Here is a 20,290-nt window from a genome sequence, read left to right as displayed (position 1 = left end):
CGTGAGCGCGTGTCGGGTAGCTGCGTCGGGATGTCGTCTTTTCCTCCCAACCCTGCAACAAGACGGCATCCCACGCGGCAGTCCGAGGAATAGGAAAGGAGTCAGCGTAAACACAGACCGATCAATATGACTTTTGACTTGATGGAAACCGATGAGAACGAGTATACTATATTTAAGAGGGAATCTGTAGGAACGACCTTGGTTGTTCTCTTCATGACCGTTATAGGGGTACTCATGGTTGGTTGTTCAAACACGACAGATGAACGATCCAATCCCCTAGTTTTGGATGACGACGTTGTCAAGTCCGGCGACAAGACGGGTACTACTTTACCTGCGTTGGCCCTGACAAGCGCCACTGCTTGGATAAAGACGGTAACGCCTGATTCGATTAACTCCATAGTAGAATTCGAGCTACTAGTAAGCTATGACAGTCTCTCTCCCGTGGAGAGGTCGCTTCTTATTAGTGGTCTGTCACCCTCGCCCACCGATTACGGACTGGGCTTGCAATTGCGTGACGCCTCAGGGGCTGCGCTATGGACGTACGAACTTACCTTTGATGTCGAGCGGGACGGTGATTTCACCTTCGTTGAGGAATCCCCGTCCGACCGGATGGTCATCCAACGACAACTGGTGGAAGAGGGATACTCCGAAACCTACACTCTTAACGGGGACACTCGTACCTTTGAATTTCAATCGACTGATGTGGACCATGTGATATCTCTGGAAGAGGACATGTTGGCGGCCGGGGAGAACGTAGATTCTCTGATATCGAAGTTGACGCAAGCTGATCAAGCTATCGCGGCAGTCATTGAGGATTTCTTTGCGTACTATGAGACGGACAACAGCCTTCACGGTAACGTTGACGGTCGGCTGGCTACCGATCTTCTCTCACAGAAAGAGATATGCGACGAACTGGTTTGGAGGAATGCGGACGGCACAGTAGGAGGCCCGATTTCTTTGGAAGTGTCCGAGATCTGCGTTGTCGCTGCCGACTGCGTCATGCTTAAGTGTCCATTTGGAGCCGATCTAAATCCGGTATGCGACGCTTGCGCTTTCACTTTGGGAATATGCTTCCTAACGGAGATATATAACTGGTTTTTTGACTAATCCAAGAATTAGGAGGGACCATGGCAATCACACTGTTAATCGTCGGGCTAATATCTCTATTAACGGGACTTGTTCTCCGCATCACGGCCCGAAGGTACCGCACGGAGTTGGGTCGTTCGATCCATTGGTACGATGTGCGCTTCTGGTTCACACCTTGGCGGGCGACAGATGTTCTTACAACTCAGGGTATTAGACTCCATGTGACTTCAACCGCTCTGATCGTGGGCGGGGCAGCTCTATATTTGATTGTGCATCAGTTCATCATGCCTTGATGAAAACCAAGTACGCATGGCAGGGATCCACCTGACGGTGGGCTACCAGTCGTGCGGCGTGCGCAGCGGCGGTCGGGTAGGGACACCCGACCGCACAACGCACCCACGTTCCACTGGCGGGTATCCCCGTCGCGCTGCTCCGTCCTCGAACCTGCAGTTAGGGATGGGGCACACAAGACGTCTGTTGCTCACTAATGCGGTTGGATTCTTCGTAATACACCCGACTCGTTCGTGCGTCAATATCTCGGACGCGATTGACTGATAAACGATAGCAGGCAATCGCTACGGTTTGCAGTGCGAGCAGGGGACATAACCCATGTCGGCCACATCCTCACGGGTCAGCGTCATGATGACGGTACTTTTCCGAAGATACGGGCAGTCCTTGCGATGATAAGCCGCGCCGGTACGGCTGGCATAAACGAAATCTTTCCCGGCCGTCTCGGAGTGCTCTGGATCGCGCGACGCCAGACCGACGTGGACAAGCGTATCCCCCAGGTTGACGCCGTCGACGTAAACGTCGGCAATGATTCTGAAAAAGCCGCCCCGGCCAATGTTACGAAGAGAGACCTCATGTGCCTGACCCAGAAACGAGCGGGTGAACTCGGTCGCTTGTTGGGCCAAATGGAGGGAGTCGGGGAGTTTGGCGCGTAATTCGGCGCAGTTGATACCGGCTACTCGAACTTTGATGCTGTCGCCGATGATCGAGGGCCAGTCGGGTACGGTTACCTTGAAGGTATCGCCGTCGACTATCTCGTCAACGTGTACATGGTCGACATCGCCGTAGTTACGGGCCGCCAGACTTATTCCCGCCAGGGTAAGGCAAACCAGCAACACCGCGGCGATAGTCGTTCTCCCCGCTGTGCTGCGAATTTTCATAGCTAGCGTTTATATCCGATCATGCGCAGGAACTTGCGCCGTTCCTCTATGTCTTCGTCTCCCTCGATGCCCGTCGGCGTTTCGCCGTCGATAACACCAATGACACCGCGTCCCAACTGCGTCTCGGCCACCAACACCTCGAGTGGATTGGCGGTGGCGCAAAAAATTCGGCAGACCTCGGGGACCATCTTAACCTGGTTGAGGACATTGATCGGGAATCCCTCGCGCATGTAGATGAAGAAAGTATGTCCGCAGCCGACATCGAACGCCGCCTTGGCGGCCATTTCGATCAGTGCTTCATCGTTGCCGTCGATTCGGATAAGCCGTTTCTGCGAGGCCTCGCAGAAAGCGATCCCGAACTTCATACCCGGCGCCGCCTGGATCAAGGTCTCGTAAAGGTCCTCGACCGTTTTGATAAAATGCGACATGCCGAAGATCGCATTGGCGTCGGCGGGGATATTGATTTTGACAACTTTGGTTTTTAATCCGATTTCGTTAATCATGGGCCACCTCAAACATGTCCGGCGACAGGCCGGTGTTGATTCGTGGATTGCGATAATACTCGGTTCCGGCGAACGACACGCCGAAGAAAAACGCCGCTTTACCTTTGCCGGAGATATCGGTTCGGTACGGCAGCCAGAAACCTTCGGTGACGGGCCGATAGCGTATCGACATGTTCAACTCCTTGAGCTTGAACATCGTTTTTTTGACCAGTCTGGCCGGAGAGAAGTCGACTCGCACGAGATGAAACGACGCCACTTCGAAATAGTAATCGCCGTTGATCAGTTCGTCGCTTTCTTCACGCGCTCTGACTCGAAATTGATAACAGGTCCTCTCTTCGACCAGGCCGTCGGCCATACCCACATATTCGATTTCGTACCGCTCTTGATTCTCCGTGTAAAACGGACTCATGATCGGCCAGGAAAGATCTCGTCCCTTGCGCCTTTGCTTTCGGTCGTAGCGGTCGGCCGCTTCTTTACGAAGGTCCTCTTCGCTTTGCCTGGAGCCTTCCTTCCAATACTCGAGATAATCTTCGCGGAAGTATACCGTGTCGTCGGTATAGAGCAACATCACTTTCTTGACGAACCGAGCCTTCTCTTCGAATACGCCGTCGTCGTTGCGTTCACCCTCGATATATTCGGCATCGAAAGACACATCATGGATTTGCTCTGCCTGCCGGCGGTCGGTGTCGAGGATCCGCTCGATCAGGGCGGGTTTGTCAACATCGTTGTCACGTGCCGTCACGGTTCCAAAACAGAACAACAAAGCCGAGAAGCTCACGAGCCGAATAAACGCTCGATGCATATCAGCCTTCCTTGATCTTGACGGTAACGATCTGATCCCCGGGCAGGAGTTTTTCCACCACGTCCATGCCGGAAATCACTTGTCCGAAAACCGTGTAATGAGCTTCAAGATGCGGTTGCGGCGAGAGCGTCACGAACCATTGCGAACCGCCGGTGTCGGGACCGGAAGTGGCCATACCGACCGTGCCGCGGCGATAAGGAGTGGGGGAGTCCTCGTTACGGATCATCCAGGCCGGTCCGCCCCAGCCGTCACCGCGCGGACAACCGCCCTGAACCACGAAATTCGGGATAATGCGATGAAACTCCAGCCCGTCGTAGAATTCGTTTTCGGCCAGATCAATGAAATTCAGAACGGTCAGGGGGGCGATATCGAACTCGAGTTTTATTTCGAAAGAACCGCGATCCGTCGTCACGACGGCGGTGGGATTAGGCTGAGCCATCTTGAATCGGCGCTCGATCTGACCGACCGAGAAACGTGTGGGGGCCGGGCCGAGTTTATCCTGTTCGTGAGTGTCGAGTATTTCATCGGAAATTCGGGCGGCATCGCGCCTGATGGCATACTCCGTGTCGGTGAGGCCGTATTTCAAGATCGACCTGGCCGAGGTGTCGGATTTGTTCTTGTTTAACAGAGCCTCCGCCGCGGTTACTAAGGAGCGACGCACATCGATATCGGTCGTATATCCGGCGGCCATCATTTTGGAAAGGTGCGGTCCGTAAGAAACTAATGTGTCGTTCGAGATACGGTCGATGGCGTATATTTGCAACATGATATCGGTGTCGGCGAGCGCCTTATCTATGTAGAGCCGAGCGTTGGTGCTGTCGAGCTGCATCAATCCCTCGAACGCAGCGGCACGTACCTGGGGACGGTCATCCTTGAACAACAGAGCCAGACGCGGGACAACTTTCTCGTCACCGATCGCGGTGAACGCCTCGGCACAGGCCTGGGCTACGAGCCAGGAATCCTCGTTCGCCAGCGAATCGAGCATTGACACCATTTTGTCGCCCTCAATCGTTGCCAGGTATTTCAAAATGGCCGCTTTCAAGAACGGCGCGGCGTTATTCCCCAACCAGCGGCGAGCGGCTCCGGTTGCGACCGAAGTCTTATCATCGGTGAACGCCTCGAAAATCATTGCCACGAGACGTTGGTCTCGTTCTTCCTGGAGATGTGAAAGAAGCCGGTTGCGGGCTTCGGCAGTTTTCTTGTTGCCAAGCAGAGAGATTGCCTGCGCCACCACGTTGGAGTTGCGGTCGTTCAGGGCGATGGCCGCATATTGATCGGCCTCGTGTGATTTGCTGCGACTGATACCGATAAGGCTCCAGGAGCGCACCCAGGAATCCGGGTTACTGAGATTTTTACGGTAGAGATCATCGGCTTTACTGTCGCTGACCTTCATCCGCGCAAGGGCGTAGATACCCATGGCGATTGCGCTCGGATCGCTTTCTTTGGCCAGAGCGGTTTCGATTGTTTCGGAGCGGTTTTTGGCGTTGGCATAAAACAGCGCCTGATAGGCGGCTCGTCGTACGGCCGGAGCGGGATGGTTCAGGTATGTCAGAAGTTTGTCGATCCAGCCGGTCCGGGTGCTGTCGCTGAGTCTTCCAATCGACAACACCGCTTGCTCTCCCGCTTTACCGGGCAGGTCAAAGGCAATATCCAGAAGCGCCTGGGCGGCTTTGTCGTCGCCGGTCAGTCCCAGAGCAAAAGCCGCTGCGGCGCAAACATCGATTGAGCTGTCCTTGAGCAGCGGGATTAAACGTTCGGCGGCGCCGTCACCACCGATTCGACCGACCGCCAGAGCGGCTCGCTCGCGAACCTCGGCTGCCGGATCGGCCAGTGCTTCCTTGATGCGGGCGGTTAACACCCGGGTGTCTTCATCGTGAATAACCTCGGCGATCCGTTCGGTCACCGGGTGCTCACGGAGTTTGTCGTAGAGCCAATAGCCGATCACCCCAAGGATACCGACTATCACCACGACCTTGATAAAGGTAGTAATCGATTTCATGACGCCGAAAATCTACGCCTGCCCAAAGAGCACGTCAACCTATTTAATGTGGGCCGGAAATGCGTCAAAATCCTCATTAATATAGGTGGCCAGGGCTTGTTTGATTTTACCGGCGTCCCGAACACAAAAAACCCCTGCTGGTCAGGCAGGGGTCTGGTCTAACATTGCTGGTCTGGTAACAGCATTGTTTTATGTAATTATCTTCATAAGCAAAGCCTGTGCCTCGATCAGGTATTGCTCGGGATCATTAGCGGACTTCTCCTGCAAACGCAAGCGGTTGTAGTGCATCTGGTTAGTAGTTTGGTGCGGCGGCTGTTCAAATCTTGAACAATTTTGATACTTCATTTGCCTGATAGTTATATCCGGTTTTCAGACATACGGCAAAGAGTTGCAGAGAGGGGAGACTCCAAAAAAACAACCGGGGCTCGGACAACCCCGGTTGATTCAAAACACACCGGTTCGGTGCGCAAAGAGAGGCTTTTCTTAATCGACCTTTAGCCCTTCGGCGGAGCGGTCGGCTCGGTCTTATTCCCCGGTCCCTGTGCTTTGATCCCTTCGACCATTGCCGACAGCGAGGATATAATCCCCGAAGCCTCATAAGGCAGGAACAACTTGTTGGCGGAACCTTCAGCCAGCTTGGGCAGCATTTCGAGATACTTGAGCGTTATCAGTTTCTCGTCCGGTTGACCGGCATGGATGGCCGCAAAGACGTTGTTGATGGCTTGCGATTCACCCTCGGCTACCGCGATCTGGCGATATTTCTCAGCGTCGGCGCGAGTTTTGACCGCCTGGGCTTCACCTTCAGCCTGGAGAATCTTCGACTGGCGATAGCCCTCAGCTTGGGTGATCTCCGACTGCCGCACCGCCTCGGCCTCGAGAATCCTGGCCCGCTTGTCGCGCTCGGCCTTCATCTGGCGGCTCATTGCCTCGGTGATATCGCGCGGCGGGTCGATCCGCTGCATCTCGACACGATTGACGCGCACGCCCCATTTGTCGGTGGCCTCATCGAGGACATCGCGCAGTTGGGCGTTGACCGAATCGCGCGAGGAAAGACAGGAGTCGAGGTCCATTTCGCCGATGACGTTACGCAGGTTGGTCTGAGCCAGCTTGGTCGAGGCCATAATGTAGTTGGCGATTTCGTAGCGCGAGCGCACCGGGTCGGTGACCTGGGCATAAATAACCGCGTCCACTTCGACGCCGACATTGTCCGCCGTAATCACGAGCTGCGGCGGTACATCGAGTACCACCTCGCGCATATCGACTTTCTGGACCGTGTCGAAAAAGGGCACGATCATATTCATGCCGGGTTCGAGAATTCGTTGGAATTTGCCGAGTCGCTCGACCAGTCCGCGCTCGAACGGCCGAACAATACGAATCGACATGCCGACCACGATAAAGATGGCTCCGGCGGCGATAATCAGAAACAGCGCCACACCGTTCATGGATAATTCCTTTCGCTATATCTTTCGGGTAACGTGCAGCTTGGTGCCGGTCACGCTACCGACCGTTACTTTTTCACCCTCCGCAATGGCCTCATCGGCTACCGCAATCCAGACTTCTCCCTCGACTTTTACCTGTCCGCCAAGGTCCGGATCGATCGCCTTGGTCACCAGGGCGACCTTGCCGATCAGGGCGTCGATGTTGGACTTTTGCGGCGATTCCCGGGTTATCTTTTTGGCCAGGGTGCGAGTCATCGGCAGAAGAATCGCTGAAGCCGTGATGAATATCCCTACCTGCCAATAATATTCTTCGGGAGCGAAATAGCTGAATATCCCGGCTACGAGCGCTCCGGCGGCAATGCAGGCAAACACCAGGGTGGGTGTAAGAATCTCAAGTACGAGGAACACCACCACGGCTGCCGCCCATATCCAGAAGATTGTTGACATAGTCAGTCCTTTCAAGATTACTGAGATCAAAGGTCAATACCGGCCAACGTCCGGTTTATTCAGGTGATTCCTTCGATTTTTAACCGAAAACGCTCACCGGGTATGGATTAACGAAGGGCAAGTTCCCGGGCGGTGTCAACTTAAAGCAGCGGGGGGAGATTGCGTTCTCGCGGTGCGGTCGAGGGGGATGCCCGGCCGATGAACCGACCAGTGGGGGCGTCGGGACCACGAGGGTCACGACCTACGAAGACTACCCGGTTTGTACCCATCGGTGCCCCACCCCTCGGGTGGGATTCGCGAAGCGAAATTTCGATAACCTTCTATGTAAAAGGTAAAAAACACCTGACCGAAAAAAGATAGGCGCCTGCTTTCGGGAGTGTTGAAAAAGCTATACGCTCGTATATTCGACAAACCACAACTGTAATGCGGGCGACACAAAGCCACCCGCTACGCGAGGTTAGGGCTCTTTAACGCGTAGCGGCGGGGCTTGTCTCCGCCGCAGAAGATGTTTTTCAACACTCCCTTTCGCAGGTGCGACGTTCTTCTGAGCGGGCTTGCTGCAGGAACAGATCGGGGATGTCTGCCGCTATATATATACACTTTCGCATCGAGAGATTCATCCTATATTGCAGGCGATAACACAGAGCGGATTTTCCCGATGTGGAGGGATAATACCTTGAACAGACAAAAACTCAGACTCGTTGGACTTGGTTTGATAGTCCTGGTTTCTTTCTTGAGCGTCGATGCTTGCGCTACCGATCTGTCGCAGGTAGGAGCCGGGGAGCGCGTGCGAGTGACCTACGATACCACCATGAGCCGCTCGCGTCCGTTCATGGAGGCGCTGCAGAAGGACACGATCCTGTCTCGACCGGCCTGGTTCCTCTGGGCGAGAAACGACACCCTGGCGTTTGCCGAGGGCAGCATCGCCGGTTCGCCCCGTTATTTGTCCCTGTCGGAGGTGATCAGGCTCGATCGTTCGGTCAGCTCGCACCGACATACGCTGGCCGGGACTATTATCGGGGTGGTGGTGGGCCTGGGTATTCTCTCTTTACTAGTAGCCCTTTTTGACAGCGATATGTGGGAAGGCAATGCCGACCGTAACAAGTGCTTCGTGAAAGGCGCTGCTATAGGCGCCTTCACCGGCGCCATCGTAGGTTCACTGACACGCTCGGACAAATGGCAGGAAGTCCAAATCAGAGACCTTCCGACGCAGGGCCTGCAGGACAACGGCTCTACGACGATTGGGTTGAGATTGGGATTCAAGTTCTAGGCACAAGGCCGCGAAAGGGATGCTGACAATGCGACGTTCTTTCTACATGGTTAGCGTTTTGACGGCGGTAACGTTCCTGATCGCTTTGGCTCCCTCGGTTGGAGCGAAACGGCTTTACGAGGTGGAAACCGGCGAGCGGATCAAGCTGATCCGCACTGTCGCGGCAGAGAAGACCGATGACGCTGCATCCATCGCGATTCCTGACGCCGTCTTCGAGCAAACCGGACGGCTGCTTTGGATCAGCCGTGATTCGCTGGCTCTCAAGCCCGAGCAAGCGGCGGGAGCCGTTGAGGTAGTCCCACAAGCTTCGATCAAATCAATGTATCGCTACGACAAGCCGCGACGATACGCTATCGCAGGCGTGGTCCTGGGAGGTTTGGGAGGCTTTGCGGCGTACAAGATCGGACACGAGGTTGACCCTTCTAACGAGGGACGCGAGACCGGCTCCGGTTTCTGGTCGGTGCTGGCCACCGGTGTGGGAGCGGTAGTAGGAGGCATAATCGGATCGGCCGTAACTCGCGAAACCTGGGAGCGAGTGGAGTTGGGGCCGAGTCGGACCACACCTCAGTCGGCGGCTGTGCCAAATCGGGCAGGTATCCAATTAACCTGGCATTTCTGATCACAGCGGCGTATCTTCCCGCATTCACATAACCGGAAGCGACTATGAAATACGCCGACCCCTATCAAAAACTCGCTATTGTCTACGACCTGATGAGCGCCGACCGGCATTCAGAGCAGATGACCGAATATTGCCGGAGCATTTTCAACCGCCTCAAAATCCAGCCGCAACGTGGGCTCGATCTGTGCTGCGGCACCGGCACCGCGATCGAGATTTTCACTGATTGGGGCATTACGATGTCCGGTCTCGACGGCAGCTCTTCGATGCTGGCCGTAGCGGCGCGCAAACTCAAGGGCCGGGGTGTGAAGCTCTACCACAAACGTCTCCCGAAATTCCGATTGCTGGATCGCGATCGTCCGGTCCCGGTCACGTTCGACCTGGTCACCTCGTTCTACGACTCGCTCAACTACATACAGACACAAAAGGATCTTCGGGCGACCTTCCGCTCCGTAGCTGAGCACCTCGAACCGGGCGGCTGGTTTATCTTCGATATGAACACCGAGGCGGCGTTGACCCAGATCTGGGGCGGGCAGGTGTATGCCGACGCACATGAGGATATCGCCTGGGTCTGGAAAAACGACTACGATGCGCGGCGACATCGCGCTACCTGTCAAACCACCTGTTTCTACCGGGAGGGGACGCATTGGGCGCGGTTCGACGAACTGCATACCGAGCGGGCTTATCCCAACGAGACGATCGTGAAGCTGCTGAAAGCGACCGGATTCGAGGTCCGGGGGCTGTACAACTGCGGAACCTTCCGCAAACCGACCAGGAACTGTTATCGAATCGCCGTCGTAGCCCGGAAGCGGACGGGTGGCCCGAGGCTTGGGGGCTGTTGAAAAACCTCTTCTGCGGCGTAGACAAGCCCCGCCGCTACGCGTTTGAGAGCCACAACCTCGCGTAGCGGGCAACCTTGTGTCGCCCGCATTACTGTTGTGTTTTGCTGAATATCTGCGCGTAAGACTTTTTTAACAATCCTCTGACCTCGGATTTCCAGTTGAGACCGTTACCTATGTCCCCAGTTTGTACCGCTCGTTAGCTCGGCTGCCGCTGCCCGCAAAGGATGGCATCTTCATTCGACGCCTCGCTCCAGACAGTGTGTCATCTGCTTGTTCCGCCGATGAAAACACTTACTCTCTATCCTTGACTATTTTCCAAGCCGGCCTGTTCTTAGGATAAAGACCAATGTGAATCCGCCTAACGACGATGTCCTGCGGATACCGACGGGAGTAAAAGTTATATGCGCTATATTATTCTGATGGTTTGTCTGGCGTTTGTAATGGCGGACGAGCCAGCCGCACAGACAACCAACGATATTCAGTTGTCAACGACGATCTTGCCGGATACTGATCAGTACCACGGCTCGAAAGTACTTCAGTTTGCTAAACCGGCCGAAGGGACCATTTCGGTTCCACCGAATTGGACGGACGTGGAAACAGCGGTGGTTGGTGACAATCCCCGTCTGATAGCGGCGATTGTCGTGCGATTCAAGGACGAACGAGGTGAAGTCGGATACGCCATAGCCAACGACGGGAAAACGGCTGTTGACTCAACGTCGGTGCTGAGCTTTCATCGCGGCGGCAATCGGATGATTGCCGATTTTTCAATTGCCGTTCGATCCGACAGGGATGCCGCCGACGCGGAGCGACAAATCTCCTACCAGATCGTCCTGTCCAAAGACCGTGTCATTGCTCGTCTTGCGGAATGTCGCGAAGGCACCCTCCGGGTCAATGACCGAGATTACGGTATTCGTCTCTATGCGCCCTCGATAAACAATCCGTTCTTTGATTTATCGACGGATGCTGCCTGTGTGATTGACATGAACCGGGATGGTCGTTATTCATGGAAATGGCGTGTCGATGATTCCGATCGAACAGTCATTCCTTCCGAGCAAGTCAAGCTGACCGGGCCGTTTAAGGTCGACGGACAAACGTTCAAGGCTAAGGCGGTAGATCCGGTCGGCACGCTATTAACCTGTTCTGATTATCCCGGAGATACGGCGACCGTTGTCGGTTTTTTTGCTCCTGACTTCTCTGTCACGGATCTGACCGGAGTTACCCACACTCTCGGCGACATGAAAGGTCGGATCGTACTGTTGACCTTCTGGTCCGGCAGATGCCCCTACTGTGAGAAAATCAGACTGCGACTGGATACACTTGTCTCGCGCTGTGACACCACGCAGTTCCAGGCAGTAAGCGCTTCTACCGATACGAGCAGAACGGCAATCGCGGAGTTCGTTCAAGAACGGCCTTATGCGGGCATTGTTGTTCCCTACAGTGTTCCACTATGGAAGACGTTCAACGCTCGCGGAACTACCCCGGTTTACTATGTTTTTGATCGCGACGGTTCGGTGATGTTTTCGGGATCGGGGGCTTCGGCTTTTTCTGTGGTTGAGCAGATTATTACGAACAAACTGTCGACCGACCAGTGAGGCGGACATTTTACCGGGCCGCCGGTTATCTCATCTGACGTACCTGAATGAGTAGTGGCAGGGCTTGTCTCCGCTGTGGAGGATAGTCTGCCGTGATTCCGCTTGATCGGTATTCTAAATCTTGTCGCTCTGAACAGCTACCAACAACACAATACAGAACCCGGTGGCGCGAGCATTACGCCACCGGGCTGATATGGCCGGTCAATTGCCACCGGCCCATCTTATGTTCCCCTCATTGTTATTTCAAGAGCAACATCTTCTTCGTGTCGATAAACGTCTCCGTCGTCAGGCGGTAGAAGTACACACCACTCGACACCGCTGAACCATCCCATTCAAACTCGTGCGGGCCGGCATCCAGCATGCCGTCAACCAGGGTCGCCACCCGCTGGCCCATCACGTTGAACAACTCCAGCTTAGCCTGTCCCCCCTCGGCCAGACTGAAGCTGATCGTCGTCACCGGGTTAAACGGGTTGGGGTAGTTCTGATTGAGACTGTAGACTTCCGGAACAACTGTCCCGGCTACGCTACCTATGCTCGGTTGGATAGCGTTGAAAGCCAGATCAGCGACCATCGCCGAGACAATCTCGTACTCGCCGTCGATGGTGATAATTGAGCCATCGCCAGACTTGATCAGAGCCGCCCCTTCCATATCCAGAAGGCCAACGCGCAGTTCGCCTTCGACAGTACCATAGACCAGATCGAGGTCGCCGTCGACCAGACTAGTTGGGGTATTAGAACCGATTCCAACCAACTCCAACTGGAGCCCTCGCAGGTCAACATCGCTCTTGAGGTTAATCACCGTTTGACCGCCCTCAATGTTCGCGGATATTATGATGTCGTCCCGTTGTACCAACTTGGCCGTTGATATTGACCCGCTGCAGCGCGGCGCCGGGCCACCCTGGAACATATAATTCACGAGATATACCAGGTCGGCGATATCAGGGCCGGAACCGTTGCCGTTACAGTCGGCGGCGGCCATCACACAGGGTGGCATATCTCCCTGGAACATGTATGAGACCAGGCAGACCAGGTCGGAGATATCCGGACCGACACCATCGCCGTTGATGTCGCCGGGAATGTATCCGATCACTCCGGTTGAGTTACTTTCGGCTTCGAAGCCGGGGACAACATTGTTGCCGAGGGTGTCGGCAAACATCAGGTGCCAAGTCAGATCCTCCGACAGCGCGGTGTCGAAATGGATGTACGCCGTGTCGAGGCAAAGTCGTTCTACCTCGAACAGCAGGTTGGCGATAGTGTGAGTACCGGGGGCAAGGAAGTCATCCCCCTGCTCCGGGTACATCGAGAACGAGATGATCGTTGAATCGGCGCTGAGCTGCGTGAACATCTGCCACAATTCTGTCTCCAGACCGGTGCGATCGAGGCCGCAGAACTTGACGCCTTCGTCGGATGTAATTGAGCCGCTGATCCCCTCGATTGGCGTGGTCAGCGACACCTCCATCGGTTGCACCGCGCACTCATCATCACACGGCGCAACAAAGACGGAGGGAAGGAGGAGGGAGTCGGGGGCTTCCTCCAAACTCGTTACAATCACATAGTCCAACTGGCATTCGGCATCCCAAGGCTGTGAGAAGCTAATTGCGGTGTAGTTCAATGGCATACTCCACGATGCGTCAACTACTAATGTATATGAAGTGTCGGAGTCAGTCTTAACCCAAAGCAAGCCGCTGTCAGGGTAGATTGTTTGCTTCAGAGTGCGCCACTCACCTACTGCTGTTGGGCCCATTGTATCAATGAGCGTCCATCCGGCTTCCATGAACTTCCATCCACAGCCAGCGGCCGCATTCGGAAGGTAAGTGGTTGCTGATCTGCCGGAGTCCGAAGACACACCGACCCATGGCAGTCTGTATCCACCGCCACCTGAGCTCAGTCGGATTCTTGTTTCAATAGTAACCGGGAGAATGAAGGATAAGTTTATCCACGCACTATCACTAACGTCACCTCCCCCGTCGATATACAGCCAACCGGAGTCACTGTCTACGTATATGGACGGATCACTGAACTGCCAGTCTCCAGGATCGGTGTCGAAGTGTTCCTCATAAATGACTGCTGCTTCTCCGACGCCGGCACACAAGACCAGCAGGGTTAACAGTACTTCGATTCGCTTCAGCATTTTCATGGTGTCTCCTTCTTCTGTTGTGTGGAAATTGTTTCCAACAGTCAGTAGGCACCATGATGAGTGTTTATGAAAGATTAGTGCGAGGAAATCGGATTTTTGTGAGATCGATCGTAGAAGTCGATACCAGCGGCTGTATGGTGTACGATCGAATCTCGATAGTACACGATCACTTCACTGAGCATCGAGTCTCGGAGACTGGTCCAGTTACTAACAGTATCCTTTCCAGAAAGATGAAGCCATTGATTCAACAATAACAGATCTCCATCACCATGTTCCAAACCGATAGGTATCATGTTCGAATCCAGAGTGAAGAAGAGGTTTGGCAACTCTGAGTGAGATGCCTTTCTCTCGCCACCGATGCAGGTGTTCATGCCCTCGCCGACTTGAATACTCAGTTGTTTGGTTGCTGGATCGCGGTTTAGCCATTTACCGACGCTATACACGTGACACGGCGAGCTCAGTGGTGTGCTGGGCAGCCTGACGTAACACACTTGCGATCCGCGCTGCTCTCCAGAGACAAGGAAGGTATCATTATCCCAGGGAGGGCTGACACCGCAAAGGTTTTCGGGGTTAAGTACGAGGATTCCAAGACCATAGATATTATTGACGGACGGGATGATGACTTCATCCGTGCCGTCATTGTCCAGATCTTCCGACAGTGTCTTGGTTCCTAATCCCACAACTCCCGTGTGAATATAAGCGGTAGAATCACACGGGCCGTCTTTTCCAAAGAGCCTGATTTGGTCACGCGAGGGAAAGGACGCAAACGAGGCGCTTATCACATGCGGTTTACCTGTGGAATCGCTCCAGGGATACAACCTCGCCGGGCCGTAGACCGGCTCTAAGGTACTGCCGTTCGTGCCTGCGCCCATGCCGTAGCGTGTCCGGACTGTGGCCGGATATTCCCATGTTAATGTCCCGTTGTCGCGGTATAGCCTGACAGTCGCTGAACGGTTGAAAGACTGAGGGCTGAAGAACAGCTCGTCGATCCCATTGCCGTCAAGATCGACAGCGAATGTCGCACTATGCACGGGGTCAGCGTAGTAGTCCGCCAAGACCTCGAACCCTAGAGGCGCCGTCACGAAGATCGTCTCGTCCTTCGAGTTGCGGGCAACCACGCGGTTTTCTTCAATTGTCACTGACGTTATGTGTCCATCAAACAACGGATTAAAGAATCTCGGCCAAAGGAGAGCCAGCAGCAACCAGGACAACCCCATCAGTAGCGGCACTTGGACTTTCACCGAGCCGATGTATTTCCGCGCTTTGCGTGCAACAAACGGGGTGAGGCAAATCTTCTCCGGCCGGACGATGTTGTGATCCTGGATTACATCGCGAAGGTGATCGTGCGCTACAATCCGCAAACGTCGACAGGGATATCGTTCGCGGAGTTGCTCAACGCAGGCACGCGCATCGTTTTCGTTGCCGCGCGGCACAACGACATACTTCACCGGTGAGAAAAAGGCCCGCTCAATTTTCCTGGAGAGGCTTCCTGCGTTAACAGCTTGTAGCAAACCATTGCCAATGATCGACCCCGTGACTGCGACTTCGCACGGTAGGAAACGTTCCTGGCGCTGAATCTGAGGTTTCATGAGATAAACATACGAAACAAGTGCCACCGCTAAAGCAATGGAGTCACCCGTGAAAGTGCGACTACTGTCCTCAATCGAGAGGTGGACACGGACAGCCTTCCTCTTCGCTTTCGTCGTAGCGTCTATCAGCGGTGCTGCCGCCTCCAGGGCAGCATAGGCTGCTCCAACGAAAGGATCGTCCTTGGACCGCGGCTGGTTGTCAAACACGACCTCATCTGTTTCTTGTTTCTCAAGCCATTCAGCACTCTTACAGACCAGCGTCCGCATCCGTCCCCTTCCGGTGGCTTTGGTGATGTTGTCGCGATCGACGAACAAACATCGCACCGTTTCGTAGCTGAGCATCTCACGTTCCAGGCGCCACTCACGGACTAGCCTGCCTAGCGTATCGGCGGTTTTCGATCCGGGCGGTAACTCGGCCAGTGATATCACGGCCAACTCGTATTCATCGAATGAAGGGAGCGGACTGTCACTCTCCGCAAACGTGACAGACTCGTTGTCGTTCAACAGCGTCATTGCGTGTTCGATCTCGCCAACATAGAGCAGCTTGCGGACAAGCTCAGTAGTCACACGTTCGGCGGTCTTGTCATCGCCGACATCCCTGCAGACGTCGAGAATGCTCTCAAGTTCATGGGGCAACAAATCGACAAGAAGCAAATCGCTCTTGAACTGATGATCAAACAGGGACTGCCACTCATTGGCATAACTGGCATGTGATTGTTTGGCAAGATCATCTCTGTGATCTTTCCGGAACTCAATCAGCTTGAGCAACCGCATGTCGGCTTCGTCGTAGCGAGACAGGTAGGCTTTGAGCTGCGTAAACTTCCGGGCAAACTCGACAATAGATGTCATGATCCGCTGTATATTCTGATGGTAATCGGTGTTTTCCGATCAGGCAGGTCGAATGTGAACGGGACACCTAGGTGGCCAACTCCGGACCCTGAAGCTGTGCCGGCGGCGACAATAGCTCGCACACCTTCTAGTTCAGTCCTGCCTCGTAACTCCAGGATTTCCACAACCAGTGAGCAATCGCTGTCTCTGGTCTCCAGACGAACCCGAATGCGATCATCTTGCTCGCTATGTAGCTCGACTGACTGAATCGAATCAGGCGCGTCAGCGTTGAACTCCAATGGCTTGAGTTCAAATCTAGCTTCCGGAAGGCGAATCCTCCAATCGATGGCTTCCCAGGCAGCCTTCTCGGACTTGGGCAACAGGACACGGCCGTTCTTGTCAGCGACGAACTCATGATTGAGCGAAGGCGCCTCAATCAATGCATCGTGGATGACAGCCGGATCGCTCGAAACCAATTCAAGCAGATCCTGCGATTGCGAATGATCATGCATCAGGCGAAGGACAAGATCGTGTTTCTCCGAAACCAGCGTGGCTAACTCCTCCACCTGTGGTGTGTCAGCGCGGTCACCATCGGCAGCCAGGCTAAGCTCGCCGTGATAGTCATCCGACGGCAGTCTGGTAAATGAGATCACCAAACCCCGTGTCGATTGGCGATGTAACCGGTCAAAGGTCTTTCTCGCAACGGCAAGGTCTTCCTCCAGGAGAACTGGAGTCGCCTGTTGGAAATTCCGGAAATCATCAGCAATTTCACGGCAGAATTCACACTTCTCCACATGCTCCAGCACGCTTGTGCATTCCTCCTCCGGGAGCAGCTTCAGGATCGCTCTTTCTATGTCTCGCCGGGTCGGGTGCATAGTCATCCTTTCTGTGACCCATCTGCTGGATAAGTAGATACCAACTCGATCGTTTGTAGATCATTTATCCAGAATTTCTGCAAGATGATTCAATCCTCCCTTCATGGCCGTTTCGAAAACGTACTTATACTTCTTAAGGTAATTGCTATGTGTCGAAACAGGCATGTTCTCTCGGAAATAGACTGGTAGCTTCTCAATTGTTCCACTGTGCAGACCATCGGCGACGATGGCATCGAACGCCTTCAGCATTGGTTCAATCTCATCGATAGACAAACGCTTCTTACCGACGAAACCCGGTAAGACACTTTCTTTGAGCCATGACCGGGAGTCCCGAAAGGCTTGCTTGACTTGATCTTCGCTCAGGCCGTGTTCGGTCGCAGGAAGGTAAGCGGTGAGATCATAACGCTCGAGTTCATTGATCCTGCTCACCCGAATCATGGCTGTGATCATCATATGACGATATACCCATGAGACAAAGCGACCATCGTCAGCTACCAGCTCGAGCAACTTGTAACACCACATGCTGCGGCTATTGCTGTCCTGATAGGCTATTTCGGCGATCAAGTTGAGTTCTTGCTGAGGCCATAGCTCAAGGCTGTCGCTCGACATGTCTACTTCCGCGAAAGCAATCCTGTCGTATCCGGACGAAGCTGCGGTGGCCACATGGATTCTATCAGACGCCTTGATAGTATCGTTAACACGGCGTTTGAGATTTTCAATCTGGGGGTCGGCTTGTTTACGTAACCTGCTCAGCCTCTGAGTCACGAAGCTTCTTATGAGAACTCCCAGGAGATAGTCCAGTTCGTGTTCGTCGGCATCGTCAAACGACGGGTATCCTTCCCTACTATAGAATTCAAAGATTCTGAAGTAGGGTTCGTTTGAGCGGCTCTTGCAAAGTCCAATAAGCAACTCAACGGCAAGGTCGCGAATAGGATTATCTGAGGGATATTGATCATCGGGCAGTTGCCAACTCTTGGCCTTCAGACATCGCAGGTGCGCAATCGCGATTGCAAGGCATCGCGCAAAGAAAGCATTGGCTTTGCGTTTATCATGAGGTGATATCAGAAACGATCTGACTGTCTGGCTCTCGTGCTGCCCTGATCTAGCTGTCATTAAATGTGAGCACCGTTGTAAAATGTCACAAAACATACACCTTTCGCCGTAAGCTGTCAACAGTCGACCGGGTAGATTGTCCAACTTCCGGTTAATAGAACTTGGCCCATGTTCTTGACAGTGTGCTCGCTCGGCGTTTGGTCATCACTTTTTTTAGATAAGATTAAGACTTGATAGAGGCTTGTGTTAGGCTTGGATCTTTATCCACCGCGAAGGATGGTTTCTGAAGCCTCCACTCAGATTGGACCCATGAAAAAACCGCATCGGGCTTATGCCTCTTGCGGTTGATAATTTTGGTGGCGGGGGGAGGATTTGAACCTCCGACCTTCGGGTTATGAGCCCGACGAGCTACCAGACTGCTCCACCCCGCGATGTTAGGATAAGCAATATATCAACTTAACCCCCGCTGTCAAGCGGTACCTGTACTATTTAAGAAATACCCGAGGAACGCACTTCGGCGGGCCTGCGCGGGCGCTAATTAGCCTCCGGGCAGGCAACCGGCTGTTCTTCAAGGCTAAAGGCCCGTCAGGAGCCCTGGAGCCTTCTGTCGGCCGGAGTCATTGAATAGACCACGGCGGGTTTTCCATGGCTGTCAACGGTCTCTTTCTCAAGGTGCATGCCGATTTTTTCGGCGACTCTTCGCGATGCCGTATTTGCCGGATTCATCCACGAGATGACGCGTTCTCTCTTAAGCTCGTCAAAGGCATAGTCTCTACAGGCTGTTGCGCATCTGGTGGCCAGTCCCTGTCCCCAATAGGACCGCAAGATATGATAGCCGATTTCCAACTCTTCGACACCGTCGACTAGCTGGATCGTCAGCCCACAATCGCCGATCAAGCGCTCATCTTCAGTGTGCATCACCGCCCAGAGACCGAATCCGTACTGCTCGTAATTGCGAAGATTCCATTCAATCCAGCCCGTTGTCATCTCACGGGTGAACGGCCGTGGATAGTATCTCATGGCAATGGGATCGGAGAAAACGACATGGAGCTCCTCAAAATCATCCGGAGTCATCTCTCTGAGTTCCAACGGACCGGTTTTGAGAACAATCATAGTAGATCCTCACGGCGTTATTGGAGTCGCACGAATGGGGATTGTTGAAGAAGTCATACGTGCGGATATTCAATAAAAACACAACCGCAATGCGAGCGACACAAGACCGCCCGCTACGCGAGGCTAGAGCCACTGAACGTGTAGCGTCGGGGCTTGTCTCCGCCGCAGAAGAGGTTTTTCAACAGCCCCAATGGTTCCGGAGCACCGAACATACTCTCTATTGTTGCCCCCGGCAAGGGATTGTTTTTTAGCACTCAATTCCGATGTATTTCCACAGGATACTGAACTACCCCCGTTGCCACTCGGTCAAAATAATAGTCAGTAAAAGAGCCCAGAGTTTGAGCACGGTTCTCTGGGCTCACCAATAGAGGCATCGGGCTGGTCGATGTGACCGAGCCCTGATGCCTGTTCCCCCCTCCACATCAAGCCTGTTGAACAGGTCCTTTATTACGACAGGTGTTGGTCAACAGGTCGTAATGATCGAAATGCGAATGCAAAACAATGATTCTCATGAGACTTGAAGCTTTGCCAAAGTGCTCTCAACTTCCGCTTTTAGCGCCGCCGTGTCCTTTCATGGGATTGTATTCTTCCACGACGGGGGCGTTGGCTGCGTCGTACGCCTCATACCATATCTTGTTTCCTGTCATACCGCAATCGACGACAATGTCTTCACCCTGAGCCTGCTTGAACTTGTATACCAGGTTAACGGCTTGTTGGTGCATTAGAGCTCCGACAAACCTGGCCAGAAACGTCCGTTGTATAACCAGCTTATGTTTTCCTGGTTTCAGTTCTATCGTGATATGTTCACCGTTCTTCAGCAGTACCTTCTTACGATCCAGCTTGACTTCGAGCGAAGCAGCCGCGGCGCTGAACTTAGTTTTCTCTCGTCTGATTGTCACCTTAGGCATAGCTGTCTCCTGTTGAGTTTAC

General features: G+C 53.9%; 17 protein-coding genes, 1 tRNA gene and 1 pseudogene. 5 read left to right on the top strand and 14 right to left on the bottom strand.

Features of this window, described 5'->3' with window-relative positions; all coding sequences use genetic code 11:
• Positions 1-234 precede the first annotated feature (234 nt).
• Positions 235-1,107, top strand: a complete 873-nt coding sequence (locus tag PLF13_03340) for a hypothetical protein (protein HOP06304.1) — start codon at positions 235-237, stop codon at positions 1,105-1,107.
• Between the two features lie 554 nt (positions 1,108-1,661).
• Here PLF13_03340 and PLF13_03335 read toward each other — a convergent pair.
• The 7 genes and pseudogenes from PLF13_03335 to PLF13_03305 form a co-directional block, all read right to left on the bottom strand.
• Entirely contained in the window at positions 1,662-2,255 is a 594-nt protein-coding gene (locus tag PLF13_03335; protein ID HOP06303.1) for a thermonuclease family protein, read from the bottom strand.
• A gap of 2 nt (positions 2,256-2,257) precedes the next feature.
• Complete coding sequence (locus PLF13_03330) at positions 2,258-2,746, bottom strand: adenosine-specific kinase (protein HOP06302.1); 489 nt, start codon at positions 2,744-2,746, stop codon at positions 2,258-2,260.
• Between the two features lie 4 nt (positions 2,747-2,750).
• Positions 2,751-3,560 (bottom strand): hypothetical protein, encoded by an 810-nt coding sequence (locus PLF13_03325; GenBank protein HOP06301.1) that lies wholly within the window; start codon positions 3,558-3,560, stop codon positions 2,751-2,753.
• 1 nt (position 3,561) lies between these two features.
• Entirely contained in the window at positions 3,562-3,999 is a 438-nt protein-coding gene (locus PLF13_03320; GenBank protein ID HOP06300.1) for a peptidylprolyl isomerase, read from the bottom strand.
• 402 nt (positions 4,000-4,401) lie between these two features.
• Positions 4,402-5,559 (bottom strand): annotated as a pseudogene (locus PLF13_03315) (HEAT repeat domain-containing protein).
• 494 nt (positions 5,560-6,053) lie between these two features.
• Positions 6,054-7,001, bottom strand: a complete 948-nt coding sequence (locus PLF13_03310; protein ID HOP06299.1) for an SPFH domain-containing protein — start codon at positions 6,999-7,001, stop codon at positions 6,054-6,056.
• A gap of 15 nt (positions 7,002-7,016) precedes the next feature.
• Positions 7,017-7,445: an NfeD family protein gene (locus tag PLF13_03305; GenBank protein HOP06298.1), complete on the bottom strand. Its 429-nt coding sequence runs from the start codon at positions 7,443-7,445 to the stop codon at positions 7,017-7,019.
• 676 nt (positions 7,446-8,121) lie between these two features.
• Between PLF13_03305 and PLF13_03300 the strand changes: the two genes are divergently transcribed.
• From PLF13_03300 to PLF13_03285, 4 genes are all read left to right on the top strand, one after another.
• Positions 8,122-8,715 (top strand): hypothetical protein, encoded by a 594-nt coding sequence (locus PLF13_03300; GenBank protein ID HOP06297.1) that lies wholly within the window; start codon positions 8,122-8,124, stop codon positions 8,713-8,715.
• Positions 8,716-8,743: 28 nt separating this feature from the next.
• Positions 8,744-9,334, top strand: a complete 591-nt coding sequence (locus PLF13_03295) for a hypothetical protein (GenBank protein ID HOP06296.1) — start codon at positions 8,744-8,746, stop codon at positions 9,332-9,334.
• Positions 9,335-9,378: 44 nt separating this feature from the next.
• Complete coding sequence (locus PLF13_03290) at positions 9,379-10,173, top strand: class I SAM-dependent methyltransferase (protein ID HOP06295.1); 795 nt, start codon at positions 9,379-9,381, stop codon at positions 10,171-10,173.
• Between the two features lie 401 nt (positions 10,174-10,574).
• Positions 10,575-11,765 carry a TlpA disulfide reductase family protein gene (locus PLF13_03285; protein HOP06294.1) on the top strand — a complete coding sequence of 397 codons (1,191 nt, stop codon included), beginning with the start codon at positions 10,575-10,577 and terminating at the stop codon, positions 11,763-11,765.
• A gap of 238 nt (positions 11,766-12,003) precedes the next feature.
• Here PLF13_03285 and PLF13_03280 read toward each other — a convergent pair whose 3' ends face one another.
• The 7 genes from PLF13_03280 to PLF13_03250 form a co-directional block, all read right to left on the bottom strand.
• On the bottom strand, positions 12,004-13,902 hold the full coding sequence (locus tag PLF13_03280; protein HOP06293.1) for a T9SS type A sorting domain-containing protein: 1,899 nt from the start codon (positions 13,900-13,902) through the stop codon (positions 12,004-12,006).
• A gap of 74 nt (positions 13,903-13,976) precedes the next feature.
• Positions 13,977-16,340 carry a hypothetical protein gene (locus PLF13_03275; protein HOP06292.1) on the bottom strand — a complete coding sequence of 788 codons (2,364 nt, stop codon included), beginning with the start codon at positions 16,338-16,340 and terminating at the stop codon, positions 13,977-13,979.
• Positions 16,337-17,194, bottom strand: a complete 858-nt coding sequence (locus PLF13_03270) for a hypothetical protein (protein ID HOP06291.1) — start codon at positions 17,192-17,194, stop codon at positions 16,337-16,339. The genes PLF13_03275 and PLF13_03270 overlap by 4 nt, the downstream gene beginning before the upstream one ends.
• A gap of 60 nt (positions 17,195-17,254) precedes the next feature.
• Positions 17,255-18,307 (bottom strand): hypothetical protein, encoded by a 1,053-nt coding sequence (locus PLF13_03265; protein HOP06290.1) that lies wholly within the window; start codon positions 18,305-18,307, stop codon positions 17,255-17,257.
• Between the two features lie 294 nt (positions 18,308-18,601).
• Positions 18,602-18,678: transfer RNA gene (locus tag PLF13_03260), tRNA-Met, on the bottom strand.
• Positions 18,679-18,832: 154 nt separating this feature from the next.
• Positions 18,833-19,360, bottom strand: a complete 528-nt coding sequence (locus PLF13_03255) for a GNAT family N-acetyltransferase (protein ID HOP06289.1) — start codon at positions 19,358-19,360, stop codon at positions 18,833-18,835.
• A 539-nt stretch (positions 19,361-19,899) separates the two neighbouring features.
• Positions 19,900-20,268, bottom strand: a complete 369-nt coding sequence (locus PLF13_03250) for a hypothetical protein (GenBank protein HOP06288.1) — start codon at positions 20,266-20,268, stop codon at positions 19,900-19,902.
• Positions 20,269-20,290: the final 22 nt, after the last annotated feature.

The sequence above is a fragment of the Candidatus Zixiibacteriota bacterium genome (assembly GCA_035380245.1).
Classification (GTDB): domain Bacteria; phylum Zixibacteria; class MSB-5A5; order GN15; family FEB-12; genus DAOSXA01.
Note: the sequence above shows the minus strand (reverse complement) of the source record. Positions and strands in the feature narration are given on the sequence as shown.

Excerpts from the sequence above, each read along its gene's own strand:
- PLF13_03270 (HOP06291.1), bottom strand. The coding sequence starts at position 17,194 with ATGCACCCGACCCGGCGAGACATAGAAAGAGCGATCCTGAAGCTGCTC.
- PLF13_03290 (HOP06295.1), top strand. The coding sequence starts at position 9,379 with ATGAAATACGCCGACCCCTATCAAAAACTCGCTATTGTCTACGACCTG.
- PLF13_03250 (HOP06288.1), bottom strand. The coding sequence starts at position 20,268 with ATGCCTAAGGTGACAATCAGACGAGAGAAAACTAAGTTCAGCGCCGCG.
- PLF13_03265 (HOP06290.1), bottom strand. The coding sequence starts at position 18,307 with ATGACAGCTAGATCAGGGCAGCACGAGAGCCAGACAGTCAGATCGTTT.
- PLF13_03280 (HOP06293.1), bottom strand. The coding sequence starts at position 13,902 with ATGAAAATGCTGAAGCGAATCGAAGTACTGTTAACCCTGCTGGTCTTG.
- PLF13_03285 (HOP06294.1), top strand. The coding sequence starts at position 10,575 with ATGCGCTATATTATTCTGATGGTTTGTCTGGCGTTTGTAATGGCGGAC.
- PLF13_03305 (HOP06298.1), bottom strand. The coding sequence starts at position 7,445 with ATGTCAACAATCTTCTGGATATGGGCGGCAGCCGTGGTGGTGTTCCTC.
- PLF13_03320 (HOP06300.1), bottom strand. The coding sequence starts at position 3,999 with ATGGCTCAGCCTAATCCCACCGCCGTCGTGACGACGGATCGCGGTTCT.
- PLF13_03295 (HOP06296.1), top strand. The coding sequence starts at position 8,744 with ATGCGACGTTCTTTCTACATGGTTAGCGTTTTGACGGCGGTAACGTTC.
- PLF13_03310 (HOP06299.1), bottom strand. The coding sequence starts at position 7,001 with ATGAACGGTGTGGCGCTGTTTCTGATTATCGCCGCCGGAGCCATCTTT.
- PLF13_03255 (HOP06289.1), bottom strand. The coding sequence starts at position 19,360 with ATGATTGTTCTCAAAACCGGTCCGTTGGAACTCAGAGAGATGACTCCG.
- PLF13_03325 (HOP06301.1), bottom strand. The coding sequence starts at position 3,560 with ATGCATCGAGCGTTTATTCGGCTCGTGAGCTTCTCGGCTTTGTTGTTC.
- PLF13_03335 (HOP06303.1), bottom strand. The coding sequence starts at position 2,255 with ATGAAAATTCGCAGCACAGCGGGGAGAACGACTATCGCCGCGGTGTTG.
- PLF13_03340 (HOP06304.1), top strand. The coding sequence starts at position 235 with ATGGTTGGTTGTTCAAACACGACAGATGAACGATCCAATCCCCTAGTT.
- PLF13_03275 (HOP06292.1), bottom strand. The coding sequence starts at position 16,340 with ATGACATCTATTGTCGAGTTTGCCCGGAAGTTTACGCAGCTCAAAGCC.